Source organism: Schaalia odontolytica (assembly GCF_002847525.1).
In the GTDB taxonomy this organism is placed as follows: domain Bacteria; phylum Actinomycetota; class Actinomycetes; order Actinomycetales; family Actinomycetaceae; genus Pauljensenia; species Pauljensenia odontolytica_B.
This window is the reverse complement of record NZ_PKKM01000014.1, coordinates 17,851-36,984: the sequence shown is the minus strand read 5'-3', so window position 1 is coordinate 36,984 and position 19,134 is coordinate 17,851. Positions and strand designations below refer to the sequence as shown.

Sequence of the window (19,134 nt, the reverse complement as noted above, 5' to 3'; positions counted from 1 at the left end):
GGGTTCTCATCACAACTTAGGAAACCCTTCACGCAGAGTCAAAGCTGTCCACCGACTGCTGGTACGCGGCGATTAAAACCGCAGAATAACCGCGAAAATAGGCTATGTTCCCCATTTTGGGGGTGCGGACCCCGCTCATGCAAAAAGCAAGAATTACAACATATGAAGCGTGACAAAATTCGCGCCACCGTCAGACAGTGAAACAATCAGGAGGTCGGCGCGACGCGGATCGCGCGGACCTGGGTGGCCTTGACGCTCACCCACAGGCCCTCGCCGACGCCGAGGCCCAGCTCGGACCAGGCGGCGGCAGTGACTCGGGCGGTCACCGATACGCCCTCTGCGAGCGCGACGTGCACGCTGACGAGGGAGCCGTCAACATCGATGCCCGCGACGACGCCGGGTAGGACGGAGCGCGGCGAGGCGTGGGCCTCCTCGCGGGACAGGGCCACGGCCTCGGGCGGGAAGGTGAGGGCGACGCGCGCTGACTCCTCGCCAGGGGCAACGCTGTCGGAAGCCGCCCACAGCGCCCCGTCGCCGACGCGCACGCCGACCATGCCGGGACGCGCCACAGGAGGCCCACTCACGATGTTGAGCCCGGCCAGGCGGGCCGCGAACACCGACGCGGGCGATGCGAGCACGCGGGCGGGTTCGCCCTCCTCGACGATGCGCCCCTCCCCCATGACGATCATGTGGGAGGCGAGGGAGAGGACCTCGGCGATGTCATGTGAGACCAGCAGGGTCGTAATGCCGGAACCCGCCAGGCGCTCGCGTAGAACGGCGGAGACCTGGGCGGTGGCCTCGACGTCGAGGGCGGCCGTGGGCTCGTCGAGGATGAGGACCTCGGGGCGGAAGACGAGGGCGCGTGCGATCGCGACGCGGGCTGCCTGGCCGCCCGACAGGTCGGAGGCGCGCTTGCTCGCGAGGTCGGCGATCCCCACGGCGCGCAGCTGTTCGAGGGCGGCGGCCCGGGCCTCGGCGCGCCCCACCCCGCGCACGCGCAGGGGGAAGGAGACATTGGCAGCCACGCTCATGTGGGTGAAGATGCGGGGCGCCTGGGAGACCATGGCGACACCGCGGCGGCGCGCGGGCACGAACGTGGCGGCATCATCGACGACTCGCTCGCCGATGCTGACGGTCCCGCTATCCAGGCGCAGGGTCCCGGCGATCACCTGGGCGAGCGTCGACTTTCCGGCGCCGTTGTGGCCGACGACGGCGGTGACGAGGCCGGGGCGGAGCTCCGCGTCCACGTCCCATCCGCGCGCCGCCACGGTTCCGGCGACGCGCACGGTCACGCTCTCCCCCGCTTCTCCCGCGAGCGCGGCGGGGGCCTCGGGGGAGCGAGCGGAAGGGTCAGCGGGAGCGGCAACCAACCCGGACCTCGTCGATCGAAGGAGGGAGGCGAGGCGTCCCCACGGGGTTTCCGTGAGCGCGACGACGGCGGCCGCGACGCCGAGGAGGACGATGCCGAGCGCGAGGGCCAGGTCCGCGTCGGATTCGCGGGCCAGGTAGATCTGGAGGGGCATCGTGCGGGTGACGCCCTGCATGGATCCCGCGAAGGTGAGGGTCGCGCCGAACTCGCCGAGGCATCGGGCCAGCGCGAGGGCGGCGCCGCGCCCGAGGCCGGGCAGGACGGTCGGCAGGGTGATCTGCCAGAACACGCGCGTGGGCGAGGCCCCCAGGGAGGAGGCCATCTCGTCGAGCCCCTGCTCGCGGGCGCGCAGCGCGGACTCGAGGGTGACGATGAGGAAGGGCAGGGAAACGAAGACCTGGGCGATGACGACGGCGGTTGTCGTGAAGGCGATGTCGAGGCCGGCCCCGCTGAGGAGCGCCCCGAGGGTCGAGCGCCTGCCGAAGGCCGCAAGTAGGGCGATGCCCGCGACGACGGGCGGCAGCGAGAGCGGCAGGGCGACGAGGATGCGGGCTGCGCGCACGCCCCGCCACGAGCGGGACAGCACGAGGGCCGCAGGGACTCCGAGGAGGAGGTCCACGCCGAGGGCCATCAGACACGTGCGCAGCGACAGGCCGAGGGCGTCGCGAGCCTCCGGCGTCGCGAGGGTCGCGCCGAGGGTGGCCCAGTTGACGCGCCCCAGCATGAAGGCCAGGGGCAGGACCAGGAAGCACAGGGCGAGCGCGCCGAGGCCCCCCGCCCAAAGGGGCAGGGGGCTGACGGCGGGCGTCCTGCGTGACTTCACGCGTCGATGTTACTTCGCGGCGGGCGTGAAGCCCGCGTCTTCGAGGATTTTCTGGCCCTCAGCGGACAGAACCAGGTCGATCCACTTCTGGCCGAGATCCTTCTTGGTCGAGGCGCTCACGAGGGCGATCGGGTACTTGTTGACGGCCTCGTCGGCGCCCTGGATGGCGACGGTCTCGACGGCGTCGCCCTCGGCGAGGGCATCGGTCTTGTAGACGATGCCGGCGTCGGCCTGGCCGGAGGACACCTTGCCGCGCACGTCGGTGACGGCCTGCTCCTCGGAGACGGGGTTCAGGGTCACACCCAGCTTTTCGGTGAGGGTCTTGGTGAGCTTTCCGCAGGGGACCTCGGGCGCGCAGACGACCAGCTTGACACCGTCGAGCGAGGAGTCGAGGCCGGTCACGCCCGCCGGGTTGCCGGGCGTCGTGATGAGCGTGAGGGTGTTGGTGACGAAGATGGTCTGCGCGTCGACCTGGGAGGCGTCGGCGGCCTTCTTCATGGTGGATTCGTTGGCGGTGGCCAGGACGTCGACGTCCGCGCCCTCACCGAGCTGGGTCACGAGGTCCTGGGATCCCGCGAAGTTGAAGCGCACGTCCACGCCGGGGTTGGCTTCCTCGAAGATCTCTTCGAGCTCGCCGAAGGTCTCGGTGAGGGAGGCGGCGGCGTAGACGTTGAGGACGGTCTGCTCAGCGGCGGGCTGGGTCGCCTCGGACGAGGCCGTGGAGTCGGCGGCGGGGGTGGAGCCGGAGGTGCAGGCGGCGAGGGCCAGGGCGGCGGTGCCGATGGCGGGGAGGATGCGGAGGGAACGCACTCATATCTCCTTTTGAGAGGGAATCGAACGAGTTAAATCTAACAAGGGGCGCGATCACCTTGCAACGGTTCGCAAGAGCGCACCCAAATTGTTACTTTTGCTTTTAATGCCAGGGAAATCTGGAAAGCAATTTAACTTGCTTCCTCCCGTCATAAATCGGGATATACCGCCGCGCGCAAATCCCGGCAACCGTACATCAGCGCGCACGGATACCCAGACGCCACTTTTCCCTCGGGCCACGCACGCACAAAATCACCTGGCGACCACGCTCAGCTCTAAGCCCCACCTCACCACGAGGAAGGGACTAGGATCACATTCGTACGCATCATTCTCGGAGGACACCATGCCCAAGCCTGTCGACTACGACCTCAGCCAGATCAGCGCCCACGTCATCACCTATTCCGACCGCATCCAGCGCGGCACGAAGGAGGACCGGGCGACCCCCGCCTGCACGGCGGCGCTGGCCGAGGCCGGCCTGGGCCCCGTGACGGTCGCGGCGATCCCCGAGAGCGCCGACATCCTCGAGACGGAGATTCGCGACGCGCTCGAGGCCGGCGTGCGCTTCATCCTGGTCCTGGGCGGCTCGGGTTTCGGCGTGGGCAACTACGCGCCCGAGGTCGTCCGCTCGATCATCGAGGTCGAGATTCCCGGCATCGCCGAGCAGATCCGCGCACACGGCCTCGCCAATACCCCCCTGTCGGGCCTGTCCCGCGAGGTCGTCGGCGTGACCGCGCGCGACTCTTCGGGCGCACTCATCATCTCCTCGCCCGGCTCGCGAGGCGGCGCACTCGACACCCTCGAGGTGGTCACGCCCCTGCTCACCGCGATCTTCCACCAGCTCGACGAGCAGCGCTGACTCCCCTCCCTCCTTCCTTCCCTCCCTCCAATGTCGCATGCAATTTGGCTTCCCTGAATTTTCTTAGGCACCGAGAAAACGTTGAAATACCAACATTCCCATTTCAAATCTCAAAAGGTTGACATGGGAATTGCATGCGGAATTGTGGGGGCCATACGAGGCCCCGGACACCAGAAACGAACGAGGCCGCGGAGGCCGCGACGGTCATCGTCAGGGCCGCTGCGAGGCGGGCGCGAGGAAGCGTCATGGCGAGCCTTTCACGTGGGGATGCTGTCTTCACAGTACAGGCAGCAAGCGCCGCCCACCTGCGTCAATACGCGGCGGGCGGCGCTTCGTGAGGATAATCGCCGGTTCCTCGGTTAGGAGGCGTACCCGATCCAGCGTCCCGACAGGGAGAAGGTCGAGGAACGACCCTCAATCTCCCGGGTGCCGGTGACCATGGCTCCCGTATCGTCCATGTAGTACCAGGCGCCGCTATCCAGGACCCAGCCGGTCGCCAGCGCTCCAGAGGAGCTCAGGTAGTACCAGGCGCCGCCGGAGTTCAGCCAGCCCGTCATCATCGAGCCGGAGGAACCCGCGTAGTACCAGGAGGTGGAGCCATCCTGGAACCAGCCGGTCATCATCGCACCAGTCGCGCTGAAGTAGTACCAGGAACCCGACACCCGACCCCAGCCGGTGACCATCGCACCGCTACCGCTCAGGTAGTACCAGGTGCCACCGCTACTCATCCATCCGGTGGCCATGGCCCCGCTGCTGCCCATGTAGTACCACTGGCCATCCACCTGGGTCCACCCTGTGGCCATCTTTGCATTGATGCTATCGAGCCAGTACCACTGGCCACGGTCAAACATCCATCCGGTACGCGCCCGACCCGCGTCTAAGTAGTACCAGGCACCATCAATCCACTTCCAACCACTAGAGCTGGGATGCCCTGCAGAATCCAGGTAGTACCAGGACTTGCCATCATGGATCCACCCGGTTGCCATCGCACCCGTTGCATCCATCCAGTACCACTGGCCCCCGTCATACACCCACTGACTAACTACAGACGAAGCCCGCCCAGCGAAGTAGTACCAGTTGCCGCTAGCACCCTTCCACCAGCCGTTCGTGGCCGAGGGACGCCCGCCCACGAACCACCAGGCGCGCGGACTCAGCGCACCATACTCATGTCCCCACGAGGCAGAGGATAGATCGTTATATGAAATACCGGAGGGACCGAAGGTAGCAATGAGCGCAGGAATATGCGCGCTCGACCAGAGGTCCATCATCGGCACCCACGATGAGTTTCCGCCAATGACACTCTGCGTCAGATTGTCGGGCGTGTACCACTCCGGCCCGGTCTGAGCGATCATGGAAGGACTCAGCGCCTTCACGAAAGCAACAGAGTTAGAAGTCGGCAGACCATGATGGCCAGCCTTGAGCATGTCGACGTGGCCAATAATCGGGGCGAGGCGATCTTCATAACCGCCGCCTGCTTCGAGATCGGCGGCCAAATAGGCGGAACGCCCGAACGCGCTCACCTTGGCCGTATACGCGATGAGGTTTGCGTCGCGCACCCCTGTCTTCTTGTAGTTTTCAGCGGGATCCGTGGGGAGAATCTGGACATCCATATCACCCAGCGTGATGTGAGTGTTGTAGTCATGGACGTTCTGCACGATTGATGCCCCATACGCACCCTGCGCCCAGCGCGCAGCCGCCATCATGTTGTCATAGACCCACTGGTTATCCCACAGGCGCGATTCATCTGTGATCCACGCGTCGGAATACTCGGGGCTGAGAATGACCTTCGGACGGAACTTCCTGATGATCTCGTCCGCGTTGTCGATATGATCGGAGTGGGCATGCGTGCCGAGGTAGAAGGCGAGGTTCGAGGAGGTGACGCCGTGGTTGGACATATAGCCAAGGACGAAGTCCGTCTCCCCAGACGACGCGGGAATGACAGCATAACGTAGCGGGTAGCGAGGGTCACTACCATCCGGCGCTCCGTAGCCCTCTCCGCCGTCGATCATGCCGAAGACGCCCTTCGACTCGAGCAGGATCGCGTCCGACGAGTGGGTTGATAGCACGTGAATGCGCGTGGGGCCGTCCACGCCGGGGAAGGTGTAGACTTGCGCGTCGACGCCGTCCACGCTTTCTTCCTCGGCCGAGGCCGTGGCCTCATCGGCGCTTTCGGTTTCCTCCGCGGCCGCGCGGTCCTGCACAGTGGCGGGGGAGGAGACATCGGAGTCGGAGCTCGACGTATCGAGGTCGGCAGACTCCATGTCACCATGCATATCCTGGCCGTCTGCAGGAGCAGCGGCAGTGGCGGGAGCGAGGGAGGCGACGAGGATTCCTGACAGCACTGCCAGTCCGAGTCGTTGCCACAGTTGTCCGTAACGAAGGTTCATGAGCACGCCTTAGTGGGATAGGCCACCAGATACTTACTAGCTAAACCTACACCCAAAGGTGCGTTACCGACAAATCAGTTGCCCAGAAAGCTCTCCCACCAGGCGACATCCTCTGGGGTATCGATATCCCGGCAGACATCGGCGCCCACACTCACCCGCTCGACCTCGAGGGCGCGTAGCACCCGGCGCACCCCCACTCCGCGGACCGACCCGAGGGCGGCCACGGCCTCGTCGAGGACGCGCCGCAGCGCACCCGCACGATAGACGCCCATCAGGTACTGATCGAAAGGCTCCGGATCACCGCCGCGCACGATGCGCCCCTCGACCCCCTCACCCAACGCAGGCTCCAAGAGGGCGGGCAGCAAAGCACCCACGCCGGGAGCATCAACCGAAACAACCACGACGAGGACGTCGTCGCCGACGCCGAGCGCGCGCAAGCCCGCGTCGATACCGGCCAGCGGGCCGCCGCTCGGCGGATCCTCAAGGGTACGCAGGACACCGTCGGGGACGCGCACACTGGGCGGCACAACAGCCACACACCCTGCGCCGCACGCCTCTATCAAGGCCGCGCACACGCGGTCAAGCAAGCGCACGCCACCCAGCGTCAGATCCGGCTTGGAGACGCCACCCAGGCGCTCTCCCCCACCGCCGCCGACGACGAGCGCGGCGACATCAGCGCGCGGGGCGGCCACGGGACTCAGTCCCACGGGGCGAAGGTCAGCACGTCGGCGCGCTGCGTCGCCGCATCCGTCATGAGGACGCGCCCGATCAGCGGCTCACCGAAGCCCACCAGCAGCTTGATAGCCTCCGTCGCCATCGCGGTGCCCGCCTGGCCGACCACGGGACCAAGCACGCCAACCTTCGGCGAGGCCGGGGTCGTCCCGGGGGCAGGCTTGACCGGGTGCAGGCTCCGCAGCGTCAGCGACGGCACGGGGGCAGGTGCCGCAGACCAGAACACGCTCACCTGGAAGGCCATCGACACGACCGTGCCCCACACCAGCGGGACGCCGGAATCCGCACAGTAGTCCGCCACCAGGTACTTCGAGTCAAAGCTATCCGTGCACTCGACGATCAGGTCCCACTCGCGGCCATGCTCGTCCAGCCACTCGCGGGTCACGTGCCCGTAGCGCTCAAAATGCACCGAGGAGTTCAGCCCACTCAGGTGACGCACCGCAGAATCCGGCTTCGGATCCCCCACGTCACCCTCGCCGTGCAGGAGCTGACGCTGAAGGTTCGACACCTCGACCACGTCGGAGTCGCAGATGCCGATCGTGCCGATGCCCGCCGCCGTCAGGTACAGGAGGACGGGGGAGCCGAGGCCGCCCGCGCCCACCACGAGCACGCGCGCGGCCGCCAGGCGCGCCTGACCGGCCTCGCCAATACCGGACACTAGCCAATTGCGACGGAAACGCTCCAGCGCGGGGTCCCCGGCCTCGTACGGGACGGGCTGATTGATCAGCGGAAGCGCGACGGCGCGCCCCGAAACGGCTGCATCACGGGAAAAAGGATCGCCGATCGTCATCTCACAGACCCGACCAGTTGTGCGAGCCGTCAGTCAATTCCTGCTTCTTCCAAATCGGGAGCTTCGCCTTCACGTCCTCGACGATGGCCTCGACCGCGCGGAACGCCTGAGCGCGATGCTCCGCAGCGACGGCGACGACCATCGCATCCTCACCGATCTCCAAATGCCCCACGCGGTGCCACGCGACGATGCAATGCACGCCCGGACGATCCTTGAATTCCATGACGATGTCCCGCAGAATCTGCTGCGACGAGGGGTGCGAGGAATACTCGATCGCGTCCACGCTCTCTCCGCCGTCGTGGTTACGCACCACCCCAATAAAGGACGCCACAGCACCACACGTATCCCGACGTGCGCTATCAATCAGCGCGCCAGTATCCAGCGGCTCATCGGTGATGCCGGTTGCAATCTCAGCTGACATGGGACCCTCCAGGGACGGGAATGCCTTCCCCCTCATCTTACGAGGGAGCGGCCAGGATTATTTTACAACCCTGACCGCCCCACACAAATGACTAAAAAATCTCACCCGCCGGCGAACGGAGGCAGCACGTCGACGCGCGCGCCGGGCGCGAGCTCAGCGTCCAGACGAGCAGAGCGCTCGTTGACCAGGTAGCTCGACACACCGAGGATTCGCGCCAGCTCAGGGCTCTCTGAGCTGAGCTGATCGATGAGTTCACGCAGGGTCGCGGGGGTCTCATCGGAGGGCAGTTCTCGCACGTACCCACCGGCCGCCTCAGCCGCTCCACCGAAGAAGTGAAGGGTCGTCGACAGCGGCTTCGGGTTTGCCTCGTCAAGCCGTCGAATATAGACGGTCAGGCGCAGAGGATCCTCGGGATCACTCTCCAGTGACCAGGTGGCAAAACCGGTCGCCGTCCGCTCGAACACACGCTCGACGATGCCGCGGCGCAGCTCGAGGGCCAGGTCGTCGGGGGTGCCCGGCTCGGTGAACGGGCAGGCCGTCAGGACGACCGCCATCGGATCAGTGTCGTGCGGGATGGACGCAAAACCCATGGCGTTCATGAACAGGCGCACCTTGCCCAGGTGCGACGCGATGTTGAAGGTGTCGCGCACGGGACGACGGTTCGCATTGTGGCTGTGATCAGGCACCGCCATCGTCTCGAGGGCGGCGTCCGCCCAGCGCGAGCCGATCTCACGCACGGAAGCCGCCGGGTCGACCGCGTCAACGCGCAGCCAGGCCAGCAGCGACGACGTGAGCTGGTGCAGCATCTGCGCCGCAAACGAGGGGTCCGCCGGGGTCATCGTCGAATAGCCCAGCGCGGGGCGGCCACGGCCGGACGAGGGGAGCTGCTGCTTTTCCACGAGGCCAAGGGCGAACAGGCCCTCAAGGGTCTCGCGCACGCTCGAGACGTGCAAGCCAGCTTCCTGAGCCAACTCCGCCACGGTCACGGGCATCGCATGGTGCGAGATGCGTTCCAAGAGCGTGTGCTGTGCAGGGGTCAACGCTGCCATTGCGGCGAGCGTTTCAGCCAGAGGCCGAGCACGGGAGGTATCACTCATGACGTATCCTCTCTCCCTCATAATCAGCGGAAATACCCTTCATAGGCATCTCCATACGGCATTAAAGCTGTTACGTTACTAACAAAGCGCGCTTTATTCTACCCATCACAGACAGCCACCCGCACGGCCAATACCAACAGTCGGTCGTATTACGCGGGGTCTATCGCTCTATTCATACAGATGAGTACGCGGGAACCCCCGATAAAGACGCGGAGGCGAGCCTGCGCTCGCCCCCGCGTCTGCCGATCACCACGCCACAGCCTCACCAAAGAGCGAGGGGCCGCGGCGGGCACGGCCATCGATCAGTCCGACATACCGCCGCGCGTGAGCTCGTGCGTGCGACGCTCGTCGCGCGACCGGTAGATCACCGGGGGACGCGCCACGTAGCCGACCGGCGCACTCACCGCGTGTACGAGGCGAGTGAACGGCCAGATGCAGAACAGCAGCAGGCCCGCGATGATGTGCAGCTTAAAGCTGAGGGGCACATCCACCATCAGGTGCGCCTGCGGGTGGAGATAGAAGATCGAGCGGAACCAGACGGAGATCGTCTCGCGGTAGTCGTAGCCCTCGTGCCCACCGAGCACCTGGTTGAGCAGGGTCGCCGCCCCGCCCAGGAGCACCGGGATCGCCAGCATCACGTAGGTGACGATGTCCATGCGGGTCGTCGCCACGCGAACCGACTTGACCACCGCTCGACGGTAGATCAGCAGCGCGAGGCCAACGATCGTCATGATTCCAGCGATCGTACCGGGGATCGTCGCCATCAGGTGGTAGACGTGCTGAGGCACGCCAGCCGCCTCGGTCCAGGTCTTCGGGATCACGAGGCCGAGGATATGGCCCAAGAACACGAAGAGGACGCCGAAGTGGAACAGCGGCGAGGCCCAGCGCAGGATGGTCGGCTCATTCCACTGCGAGGAACGAGACGTCCACCCGTACTGGTCGGTCTTGTAGCGCCACGCGAGACCCACGATGAGGATCGCGAAGGACACGTACGGCAGGACCACCCACAGGGCAATGTCCAGGAAGGACAGCGACTGCGTCTGGGATGCAGACGCGGCATGCAAAAGTGCGGATTCCATGAACGTTACCGTCCCATCGTTGAATCGGAAGTCGGGAAGGGCGTCGCAGACAGATCGCCCACGCCCACCAGCTCGGTGGGCGGCCCCTGGCTAATGAGCTTACGGAAGCCCTCAATGGTCTTTTCGTCCGGCTCGGGCAGCGTCGCGACCAGAGCGTCCAGCAGCGGCGCGTACGGGGAGTCCGTGGCGCGCAGCGCCGTGCGGATCACCTCGATACCCTCGCGGTTGGAGCGCAGCAGGCCCTCGGCCGTGCCGGTCTCGTCGAAGGCCGCGAACTCCAGGACCACCGGCAGGTGATCGGGAAGCTCCTCGCGTTCCATCTCGAAACCGGCGCGACGCAGGATCTCCTTGAAGGCCAGGATGGCCTGGCCGCGTCCGCGGGTGTCGCCGTGCGTGTAGTACGTCAGGCCGAGCGCGCAGCGTCGGCGCTGGTCGAACGTCTCCACGTAGGTGGTCTGCATGGCGCGCAGGCCAGCGGCGCGAGCGTAGCTCACGAACGAGGCCAGGGACGCCGAGGCCGGCTCCGGCAGGTCCGCCAGAGCCTCCTCGACCGCGTCCAGCTTGGTCTCGAAGTCATCCCCCGGGTAGTCCAGGAGGACCGAGACCGCCATGCGCACGCCGCGCGCGTCCTGCGGATCCATCTCCGTTTCCGGAGCGGCCGTAGGAATACGCGGAATGCCGACGAAAGTACTCATCGAACGACCTCAAGAGGGAGCATCTGGCGTCCCTCCGGCGACGAGCCACCCATCGGGCGGTTCGACGTGGCGGGGGCCAGGCCGTGGAAGGCCTCGACGTCGTAGGACACCGGGCAGCCCTCGAGCTCCTTGATGCCGCGCGGCATCTCGGGGTGGGCGGTCGGGATGACGAAGCGGTCGTCGTACTTGGCGATCGACAGCAGTCGGTACATTTCCTTGACCTTCTCCGGGGTCATGCCCACGGAGGCCGGGATCTCCTCGTTCGTCGGGTTGTCGACGAAGACGTCGCGCATGTAGGAGCGCATCGCGGCGAGGCGACGCAGCGCCAGCTCCACGGGAGCCGTATCTCCGGCCGTGAACAGGCCGGCCAGGTACTCCAGCGGGATACGCATCTGCGAGATGGCGGACAGCAGGACCTTGTGGTCCTCGCCGTCGCTGCCGGACGCGGTCACCTGGTCGACGACCGGGGACAGCGGCGGCACGTACCAGACCATCGGCAGGGTACGGAACTCGGGGTGCAGCGGCAGGGCGACCTCGTACTCGGTGATGAGCTTCCAGATCGGGGACTGCTGGGCGGCCGTGATCCACGAGTGGGGAACGCCGTTGGCCTGAGCCTGGGCGACCACCTGCGGGTCGTTCGGGTCGAGCAGGATCTCGCGCTGGGCGCGGTACAGGTCGCGCTCGTCCTCCTGGGAGGCGGCCCAGGTGACGCGGTCCGCGTCGTAGAGCAGCACGCCCATGTAGCGCAGGCGACCCACGCAGGTCTCCGAGCAGATGGTCGGCTGGCCGACCTCGAGGCGCGGGTAGCACAGCGTGCACTTCTCGGCCTTGCCCGTGTTGTGGTTGAAGTAGACCTTCTTGTAGGGGCAGGCGGACACGCACATGCGCCAGCCGCGGCACTGATCCTGGTCGACCAGGACGATGCCATCCTCGGAGCGCTTGTACATCGCGCCCGAGGGGCACGCCGACACACAGGTCGGGTTCAGGCAGTGCTCGCAGATGCGAGGCAGGTAGAACATGTACGCGTCTTCGATGGTCTTGGCGACCTGGAGGTTCATCTGGTGCAGGACGGGGTCCTGATCCAGGGTCTCCATGGAGCCACCGAGGTCATCGTCCCAGTTCGGGCCCCACTCGGGCTTGTCGATGTGCTCGCCCGTGATCTTGGACTTCGCGCGGGCCGTCGGGATCGCGCGGGAGTTCGCGGGCGCCTGGAGCAGCTTGTCGTACTCGTACGTCCACGGCTCGTAGTAGTCCTTCATGGTCGGCTGCGTCGGGTTCGCGAAGATCTTCGCGAGCGAGGCGACGCGTCCGCCCTGACGGGGAACGAGGCGGCCCGTGGCGGTGCGCTTCCAGCCACCCTTCCACTTCTTCTGGTCCTCCCAGCCGCGGGGGTAGCCCACGCCGGGACGGGTTTCGACGTTGTTGAACCAGATGTACTCGGTGCCCTCGCGGTTCGTCCACACCTGCTTACAGGTGACCGAACAGGTGTGGCAGCCAATGCACTTGTCGAGGTTCATCACCATCGCGATCTGAGCCATGACCTTCATCAGAACTGCACCTCCTGGGAGCGGCGGCGGATAACCGTGACCTCGTCGCGGTTATTGCCGGTGGGACCGTAGTAGTTGAACGCGTAGGCGAACTGCGCGTATCCGCCGGCCAGGTGGCTCGGCTTAATGAAGATTCGGGTCAGCGAGTTGTGCGTACCGCCGCGCTTGCCGGACTCCTCGTTCAGCGGGGTGTTGATCTGGCGATCCTGGGCGTGGTGCATGAACACCGTGCCCTCCGGGATGCGGTGGGAGACAACGGCGCGAGCCGACACGGTGCCGTTACGGTTCTTCGCCTCGATCCACTCGTTGTCGCGCACGCCGATCTTCTCGGCGTCCTGCGGGCTCATCCACACCGTCTGGCCACCACGACCCAGCGTCAGCATGTACGGGTTGTCGTAGTACTGGGAGTGGATGGCCCACTTGTTGTGGATCGTCAGGTAGCGCACCGCGACCTCGGCCTGACCCGGCTGACCGGGACGGTGGTCGCCGACGGGGCGCTCACCGTAGATGTGCGCCAGGTCGAGCGGGGGACGGAAGATCGGCAGGGACTCGCCCATGTCCATCATCCAGTCGTGGTCGACGTAGAACTGCGGGCGGCCCGTCAGCGTGTGCCACGGCTTGCGGCACTCGACGTTCTGCACGAAGGCGCTGTAGCGGCGACCGCCGTGCTCGGAGCCCGACCACTCGGGGCTGGTGATGACGCTGCGCGGCTGCAGGACGGTGTCCTGGTAGGTGATCTTCTTTTCTTCGTCACCTTCGGCCAGGAACGCCATCTCGTTGCCGACGCGCTTTTCCAGCGTGCGGAAGCCCTGAACGGCCAGCGAGCCGTTCGTGGTGCCCGAGAAGCGCAGCGCCATGTTCGCCGCCTTGATGGCGGTGTCGCACAGCGGCATGCCCTCGCCGGCGTTGCCGTCCATGGGGGCGCGGCCGTTGAGGTCGCCGAGCTGCTCGTACGCCTCCTGCACGTTGTACGCCACGCCCTTCGAGGCCAGGCCGGCCTTGGGCAGGAGCGGTCCCATGCGGTCGAACTTGTATCCGACCTGCCTGTAGTCGCGCTCGATCGGGACCAGCTTCGGCATGGTCTTGCCGGGCGTCCACGTCTGCTCGGGGACGACGCCATCCGCCATGGTCATGGCGTCCGGGGAGTCGTGCCCCAGCGGGACGGCGACGACGTCCGTCTGGATGTCCAGGTGGCCGGGGGCCATGCGGCCGACGAGGCGAGCCAGGGTCTGGAACACCTCAAAGTCGGTGCGCGCCTCCCACGGCGGGTTCACGGCCTCGTCGAAGCAGTGCATGAAGGGGTGCATGTCCGTGGAGGACAGGTCGTGCTTCTCGTACCACGTGGCGGCGGGCAGCACGACGTCGGAGTGCAGCGTCGTCGAGGTGTTACGGAAGTCCGCGACCCACATGAGGTCGAGCTTGCCGGGGTGAGCCTCACGCCAGTTGACGGACGCGGGGCGGTTGCCCTCTTCCAGCTCCTGCGCGTTGACCTCGTTGCCGGTACCCAGCATGTGACGCAGGAAGAACTCTGTGCCCTTCGCGGACGAGCCGAGCAGGTTCGTACGCCAGTTCGCGAGGATCTTCGGGACGTTGTGGTGGGCGTCCGGGTCCTCGATCGCGAACTGCAGGCGGCCCTCACGCAGCTCCTGGGACACGTATTCCGCGGGGGCCATGCCGGCCTCGGCGGCCTCGCGACCCAGCTGGGTCGAGCCCTTGGAGAACGTCGGGTAGCAGGGCATCCAGCCGCGCTGAACCGACTCGACGAGCGTGTCGACCAGCTGCTTGCCGTCCAGGTGCGAGGACTTGATCGGGTTCGCCATAGCCGAGGCCGGGGCCCCGTCGTAGCGCCACTGGTCGGTGGTCATGTAGTACCAGCCGGTGGAGATCATCTGGCGCGGCGGGCGTGCCCAGTCCAGGGCGAAGGTGAAGGAGCCCCAACCCATGATCGGGCGGACCTTCTCCTGACCCACGTAGTGGGCCCAGCCGCCGCCGTTGCGGCCCTGGGTGCCACACATTTCCGTGAGCGCCAGGAACGTACGGTACATCTCGTCGGAGTGGTAGTAGTGGTTCGTGCCGGCGCCCATGAGGATCATGGAACGGCCCTGCGTCTCAACCGCGTTCTGCGCGAACTCGCGGCCGATCTTGATGGCTGCGGCGGCGGGAACCGACGTGAACTCCTCCTGCCACGCAGGGGTACCCGGCGTGGAGGCGTCCATGTAATCGGTGGGCCACTGGCCCGGCAGGCCCTCACGCTCGACGGCGTACTGGGCGAGCAGGATGTCGAACACGGTCGTCACGAGGCGGCCGTTGACGCGGCGCGCGGGCACGCCACGCTTCACGTAGCCGCCGCCGACCGAAGCCTGGCCGGGGGCCGCGGGCAGGTCGAAGCGCGGCAGGGCGATCAGGGCGGCTTCCCACTCGTCCGTGTCCATGATGGACATGACGGGCTCGACGCCATCCAGGTTGAGGTTCCAGTGGCCGGCGCCCTCCTCGCCGAAGCGATCGGCGAGCGTGCCGCCCGGGTCCTTGACCGTGCCGTCGGCCTCGATGACGAGGGAACGGAACTGGTTGTTCTCGGTGCGCTCGGTCGTGCCTGCGGGCATCTTGGCGGCCGTCAGGAACTTGCCGGGGACCAGGGTCGTCGGGGCGATGCCCTCGTGGGCGCCCTCGCCGACCTCGTTGATCTCCACCAGGAACGGGGCGTCGGTGTAGCGCTTCATGTAATCGAGGAACATGGGCTCGCGCTTGCCGACGTGGAATTCCTTGAGGATGACGTGACCCATGGCCTGCGCCAGGGCGCCGTCCGTGCCGGGCTGGACGCGCAACCAGTCGTCCGCGAACTTCGTGTTGTCCGCGAAGTCCGGGGACACGACGATGACCTTCTGGCCGTGGTAGCGGGCCTCGGCCATGAAGTGAGCGTCGGGGGTACGGGTCAGCGGCAGGTTCGTGCCCCACATGATGAGGTACTGCGAGTTGAACCAGTCGCCGGCCTCGGGCACGTCGGTCTGGTCGCCGAACACCTGAGGCGAGGCTGGAGGCAGGTCCGCGTACCAGTCGTAGAAGGACAGCATCGTGGCGCCGATGAGCTCGTGGAAGCGGGAGCCCGCACCGTAGGAGATCATCGACATGGCGGGGATGACCGAGAAGCCGGCGATGCGGTCGGGGCCGTACTGCTTGATCGTGTGCACGTAGGCGGCGGCGACGATCTCCATCGCCTCTTCCCACGACACGCGGACCATGCCGCCGCGGCCACGCTGCGACTTGTAGGCGCGAGCCTTCTCCGGGTCCTCGACGACCGCGGCCCACGCGTGGACGGGATCCCCGAGGCGCTTCTTGGCCTCGCGGAACATGTCGAGCAGGACGCCGCGCACGTAGGGGTACTTGATACGGGTCGGCGAGTATTCGTACCACGAGAACGCCGCGCCACGCGGGCAGCCGCGGGGCTCGTACTCGGGCATGTCCGCGCCGGTTGACGGGTAGTCAGTCTGCTGGGTTTCCCAGGTGATGACGCCGTCCTTGACGAAGATCTTCCACGAGCACGAGCCCGTGCAGTTCACGCCATGGGTGGAGCGCACGATCTTGTCGTAGCTCCAGCGGTCGCGGTAGAAGGAGTCGCCGTCGCGGCCGCCCTCAAGGAAGAGCTGGCGCGCGTCGGCGGATGCCTTGCCGCGACGCAGCCACGAGCCGAGCGCAAACAGGGTCGCGCCGGTCGCGGGCTTGACCTCACCGCCGTAGGTCGGGAAGGTCATATCGGATTCGAGATTCGTCATGGGGTGCTCCTAAGAGTCGATTGACGAGGCAGTGGCAGGTCCGTCGGCACCACGCAGTGCCGGGTGGATCAGCCGGGGAACGGGGCGTTCTTGCGCGCGTACATGATCCAGCACAGGACCGCGCACAGGGCGCAGAAGATGGCGCAGCCCGCGAAGAAGACCGGGGCGCTGATGGCGGAGAGGGCGACGCCGACCAGGAAGGGGCCGAGCGACGCGATCGCCGCGGTGAAGCCGATGGCGCCGCCGGCCTGGCGGGCCGGCATAATCATCGGCATCTGCTTGAAGGTACCGGCGTTACCGAAGCCGGAGAACAGGAACATGGCGAGCATGAGGCCCAGGAAGATGTGGAAGTCCGTCATGCCGGTGGGGTTCGTCAGGACCCAGGCGATGCCGCCCATGGTGACCGCCATGCCAACGGCGGAGATGAAGGTCCAGATGGCGCCGCCCATGCGATCGCAGAAGATACCCCAGGACATGCGGATGAGCGAGCCGATGAGGGGGCCGAGGAAGGCGTAGGTCGCGCCCTTGACGCCCAGGTTGAGGGCCGACTGGTCACCGAACTGGTTGTTGATCAGGAGGGCGAAGACGGCGGAGAAGCCGGAGAACAGACCGAAGGTCATGACGTAGAGGATGGTCATGTACCAGGTGTTGGGGTTGGAGAAGATGTCCAGCTGCTGCTTGAGGTTGGCCTTGACGGGCACGTCACGCAGCCAGATGAAGGCGAGGATCGCCGCGAGGATGCACCACGGAACGAAGAAGATCGCTGCGTTGTAGACCCAGATGCTCTCACCGACGTGGTCGCCGGCGACCTGCTGCTGGGGCGCCAGCCAGGTCAGACCGAAAAGACCAAAGCCCATCAACACAGGACCAACAAGCAGAATGACGGACATGCCGAGGTTACCGATGCCGCCCTGCAGGCCGAGGGCCGTACCGGCGAGGCGCTTGGGGAAGAAGTAGCCGGTGGAGGGCATGTAGCCGGAGAACGCGCCGCCGCCGATTCCACACATGAATGCCAGGGTCAGCAGGACCCAGTAGGGGGTCGTGTTGTCCTGGACCGCGAAGAACCAGCCGAGCATCGGAATGATGCACAGCAGGGAGGTGATGCCCACGAGCTTGCGTGTGCCGATGAGCGGGGGCAGGAACATGTAGATGAGGCGCAGGATGCCGGCGGCCAGACCCGGAAGGGCGGTCAGCCAGTAGAGCTGAGACTTATCCAGGTTGAAGCCGAGAAGCGTCAGCTTGGGCGCGATCGCGCTGGGCAGGAACCACACGCAGAAGGCCAGGATCAGCGAGTAGGTCGTGATCCACAGCGTGCGCCACGCGAGCTTCGAGTCCCACTTGGATTCGTCGTTGGGGTTCCAGTCAGTGAGCAGGTAGCGGCTCTTCTTGGCCGCAGGTTCGGTCGCGCTCATGGCTCTCCTCGGGTCTGAAGGGAGTCCGGGCGCGGGCGTGCGCCGGACATTCTTTAACACGGAGGCTACCAATTGAAATGACATAACCCACAAGAACGCATTGGGACGTGCATCACCCTTGTGAACACTAGGAAAAGTTCTTTCGCCACGAACGTCCCTCCCGAGGACACACAAGCAATTAACCGCTGTTAGAAAACATCGGCATCACGAAATTAGTGGGAGGTTACCCGCCAATACGGCTCATGGTGCGCGACGCGCGAGCAAAGGTGTCGATATTGAGCCCGTGCGCGGCCGGCTTGGCCCACATCGCGTCGGCCCATCGGGCGGCGATCTGTGCGTCGTCCCCGCCGCCGCGCAGCAGGTCGCGCAGCGAGGTCTCCTCGGTGGAGAACAGGCACGAACGCACCATGCCGTCCGAGGTCAGGCGGGTGCGGTCGCACGCGCTGCAGAAGGGGTCGGACACGGAGGCGATAACTCCGAGGCGCTTCGTCGGGTCACCGTCCACAATCCAGCGCCCCGCCGGCGAGTGCGGATCCTCGCGGGGCGCGGGGGTCAGCGTGTGGCGGGTGCTCATGATGTGCAGGATCTCGTCGGCCGTCATGATGTTTTGGCGGTCCCACGTGTCCGGCGGGCCGATCGGCATCTGCTCGATGACGCGCAGCTCGATGCCCCGGTCCAGGCAGTAGTCGACCAGGTCGGGCAGGTCGGCCTCGTTCATGCCGCGCAGCACGAGGGCGTTGACCTTGATCGGGCTCAGGCCCGCGCGGGCGGCGGCCTCGATGCCCTCCAGGACGTCGCCGAGGCGGTCGCGGCGGGTGATCGCCGCGAAGTGCTCGGGGTCCAGAGAATCAAGCGAAATGTTGACGCGGTTCAGGCCAGCGTCCTTCAGGCCCTGGGCGCGCTTGGCCAGGCCGAGCGCGTTCGTCGTGAGGGCCAGATCGAGGGGGTTTCCCTCGTCGGTGCGCAGGTGGGAGCATGCTTCGATGATCCCCTCGAGACCTCGGCGCAGGAGGGGTTCCCCGCCGGTGAAGCGGACCTGGCGGATCCCGAGCCGCTCGACGCCAACGCGCACGAGGCGCACAACCTCGTCGTCCGTCAGGGTTTCCTCGGTGGGCAGCCAGTCCAGGCCTTCGGGGGGCATGCAGTAGGAACAGCGCAGGTTGCAGCGGTCGGTGAGCGACACGCGCAGGTCGCGGGCCACCCGCCCAAAGGTGTCGACGAGCCGCAGCGGCGCGTCACACGCAGCTGCATCTGCCGCCTGAGAGGCGGAAACGAACTCGACTGACATGGCGCAACCCTACCGCGATTTGCCCGGTGTTCGCCCCTCGAAAAACCGAGCACCAACG

At 66.2% G+C, this 19,134-nt stretch carries 14 protein-coding genes; 1 reads left to right on the top strand and 13 read right to left on the bottom strand.

Annotated features, from left to right (window positions below; all coding sequences use genetic code 11):
• Positions 1 to 206 precede the first annotated feature (206 nt).
• Both CYJ22_RS09180 and modA read right to left on the bottom strand, forming a co-directional pair.
• Complete coding sequence (locus CYJ22_RS09180) at positions 207 to 2,192, bottom strand: ABC transporter permease (RefSeq protein WP_101602388.1); 1,986 nt, start codon at positions 2,190 to 2,192, stop codon at positions 207 to 209.
• A 9-nt stretch (positions 2,193 to 2,201) separates the two neighbouring features.
• The gene (gene modA / locus CYJ22_RS09175) at positions 2,202 to 3,002 is read right to left on the bottom strand and encodes a molybdate ABC transporter substrate-binding protein (RefSeq protein WP_101602387.1); all 801 of its coding nucleotides are present in this window, start codon (positions 3,000 to 3,002) and stop codon (positions 2,202 to 2,204) included.
• Between the two features lie 343 nt (positions 3,003 to 3,345).
• Between modA and CYJ22_RS09170 the strand changes: the two genes are divergently transcribed.
• The gene (locus CYJ22_RS09170; RefSeq protein ID WP_007589345.1) at positions 3,346 to 3,858 is read left to right on the top strand and encodes a molybdopterin-binding protein; all 513 of its coding nucleotides are present in this window, start codon (positions 3,346 to 3,348) and stop codon (positions 3,856 to 3,858) included.
• 359 nt (positions 3,859 to 4,217) lie between these two features.
• Here CYJ22_RS09170 and CYJ22_RS09165 read toward each other — a convergent pair whose 3' ends face one another.
• The 11 genes from CYJ22_RS09165 to moaA form a co-directional block, all read right to left on the bottom strand.
• Positions 4,218 to 6,245 carry an MBL fold metallo-hydrolase gene (locus CYJ22_RS09165; protein ID WP_165782140.1) on the bottom strand — a complete coding sequence of 676 codons (2,028 nt, stop codon included), beginning with the start codon at positions 6,243 to 6,245 and terminating at the stop codon, positions 4,218 to 4,220.
• Positions 6,246 to 6,319: 74 nt separating this feature from the next.
• Positions 6,320 to 6,952, bottom strand: coding sequence for a molybdenum cofactor guanylyltransferase (mobA, locus tag CYJ22_RS09160; RefSeq protein ID WP_034496800.1), 633 nt, complete (start codon positions 6,950 to 6,952; stop codon positions 6,320 to 6,322).
• The gene (locus CYJ22_RS09155; RefSeq protein ID WP_101602386.1) at positions 6,943 to 7,767 is read right to left on the bottom strand and encodes a HesA/MoeB/ThiF family protein; all 825 of its coding nucleotides are present in this window, start codon (positions 7,765 to 7,767) and stop codon (positions 6,943 to 6,945) included. Before CYJ22_RS09155 ends, mobA begins: the two co-directional genes overlap by 10 nt.
• 1 nt (position 7,768) lies before the next feature.
• Positions 7,769 to 8,188, bottom strand: a complete 420-nt coding sequence (locus CYJ22_RS09150) for a molybdenum cofactor biosynthesis protein MoaE (RefSeq protein WP_007589356.1) — start codon at positions 8,186 to 8,188, stop codon at positions 7,769 to 7,771.
• Positions 8,189 to 8,289: 101 nt separating this feature from the next.
• Positions 8,290 to 9,285, bottom strand: coding sequence for a MoaD/ThiS family protein (locus CYJ22_RS09145; RefSeq protein WP_101602385.1), 996 nt, complete (start codon positions 9,283 to 9,285; stop codon positions 8,290 to 8,292).
• Between the two features lie 302 nt (positions 9,286 to 9,587).
• A complete protein-coding gene (narI, locus tag CYJ22_RS09140) occupies positions 9,588 to 10,364 on the bottom strand; it encodes a respiratory nitrate reductase subunit gamma (RefSeq protein WP_101602384.1) in 777 nt (258 codons plus the stop codon).
• Between the two features lie 5 nt (positions 10,365 to 10,369).
• Entirely contained in the window at positions 10,370 to 11,059 is a 690-nt protein-coding gene (gene narJ, locus CYJ22_RS09135; protein ID WP_007589328.1) for a nitrate reductase molybdenum cofactor assembly chaperone, read from the bottom strand.
• Complete coding sequence (gene narH / locus CYJ22_RS09130) at positions 11,056 to 12,606, bottom strand: nitrate reductase subunit beta (RefSeq protein WP_007589372.1); 1,551 nt, start codon at positions 12,604 to 12,606, stop codon at positions 11,056 to 11,058. The genes narJ and narH overlap by 4 nt, the downstream gene beginning before the upstream one ends.
• A complete protein-coding gene (locus CYJ22_RS09125) occupies positions 12,606 to 16,376 on the bottom strand; it encodes a nitrate reductase subunit alpha (protein ID WP_101602383.1) in 3,771 nt (1,256 codons plus the stop codon). The genes narH and CYJ22_RS09125 overlap by 1 nt, the downstream gene beginning before the upstream one ends.
• Before the next feature lie 68 nt (positions 16,377 to 16,444).
• A complete protein-coding gene (locus CYJ22_RS09120) occupies positions 16,445 to 17,788 on the bottom strand; it encodes an MFS transporter (RefSeq protein WP_007589326.1) in 1,344 nt (447 codons plus the stop codon).
• A 223-nt stretch (positions 17,789 to 18,011) separates the two neighbouring features.
• On the bottom strand, positions 18,012 to 19,076 hold the full coding sequence (gene moaA, locus CYJ22_RS09115; protein WP_007589334.1) for a GTP 3',8-cyclase MoaA: 1,065 nt from the start codon (positions 19,074 to 19,076) through the stop codon (positions 18,012 to 18,014).
• Positions 19,077 to 19,134 lie beyond the last annotated feature (58 nt).

Excerpts from the sequence above, each read along its gene's own strand:
- CYJ22_RS09170 (WP_007589345.1), top strand. The coding sequence starts at position 3,346 with ATGCCCAAGCCTGTCGACTACGACCTCAGCCAGATCAGCGCCCACGTC.
- CYJ22_RS09165 (WP_165782140.1), bottom strand. The coding sequence starts at position 6,245 with ATGAACCTTCGTTACGGACAACTGTGGCAACGACTCGGACTGGCAGTG.
- CYJ22_RS09155 (WP_101602386.1), bottom strand. The coding sequence starts at position 7,767 with ATGACGATCGGCGATCCTTTTTCCCGTGATGCAGCCGTTTCGGGGCGC.
- CYJ22_RS09150 (WP_007589356.1), bottom strand. The coding sequence starts at position 8,188 with ATGTCAGCTGAGATTGCAACCGGCATCACCGATGAGCCGCTGGATACT.
- CYJ22_RS09145 (WP_101602385.1), bottom strand. The coding sequence starts at position 9,285 with ATGAGTGATACCTCCCGTGCTCGGCCTCTGGCTGAAACGCTCGCCGCA.
- narI (WP_101602384.1), bottom strand. The coding sequence starts at position 10,364 with ATGGAATCCGCACTTTTGCATGCCGCGTCTGCATCCCAGACGCAGTCG.
- narJ (WP_007589328.1), bottom strand. The coding sequence starts at position 11,059 with ATGAGTACTTTCGTCGGCATTCCGCGTATTCCTACGGCCGCTCCGGAA.
- narH (WP_007589372.1), bottom strand. The coding sequence starts at position 12,606 with ATGAAGGTCATGGCTCAGATCGCGATGGTGATGAACCTCGACAAGTGC.
- CYJ22_RS09125 (WP_101602383.1), bottom strand. The coding sequence starts at position 16,376 with ATGACGAATCTCGAATCCGATATGACCTTCCCGACCTACGGCGGTGAG.
- CYJ22_RS09120 (WP_007589326.1), bottom strand. The coding sequence starts at position 17,788 with ATGAGCGCGACCGAACCTGCGGCCAAGAAGAGCCGCTACCTGCTCACT.
- moaA (WP_007589334.1), bottom strand. The coding sequence starts at position 19,076 with ATGTCAGTCGAGTTCGTTTCCGCCTCTCAGGCGGCAGATGCAGCTGCG.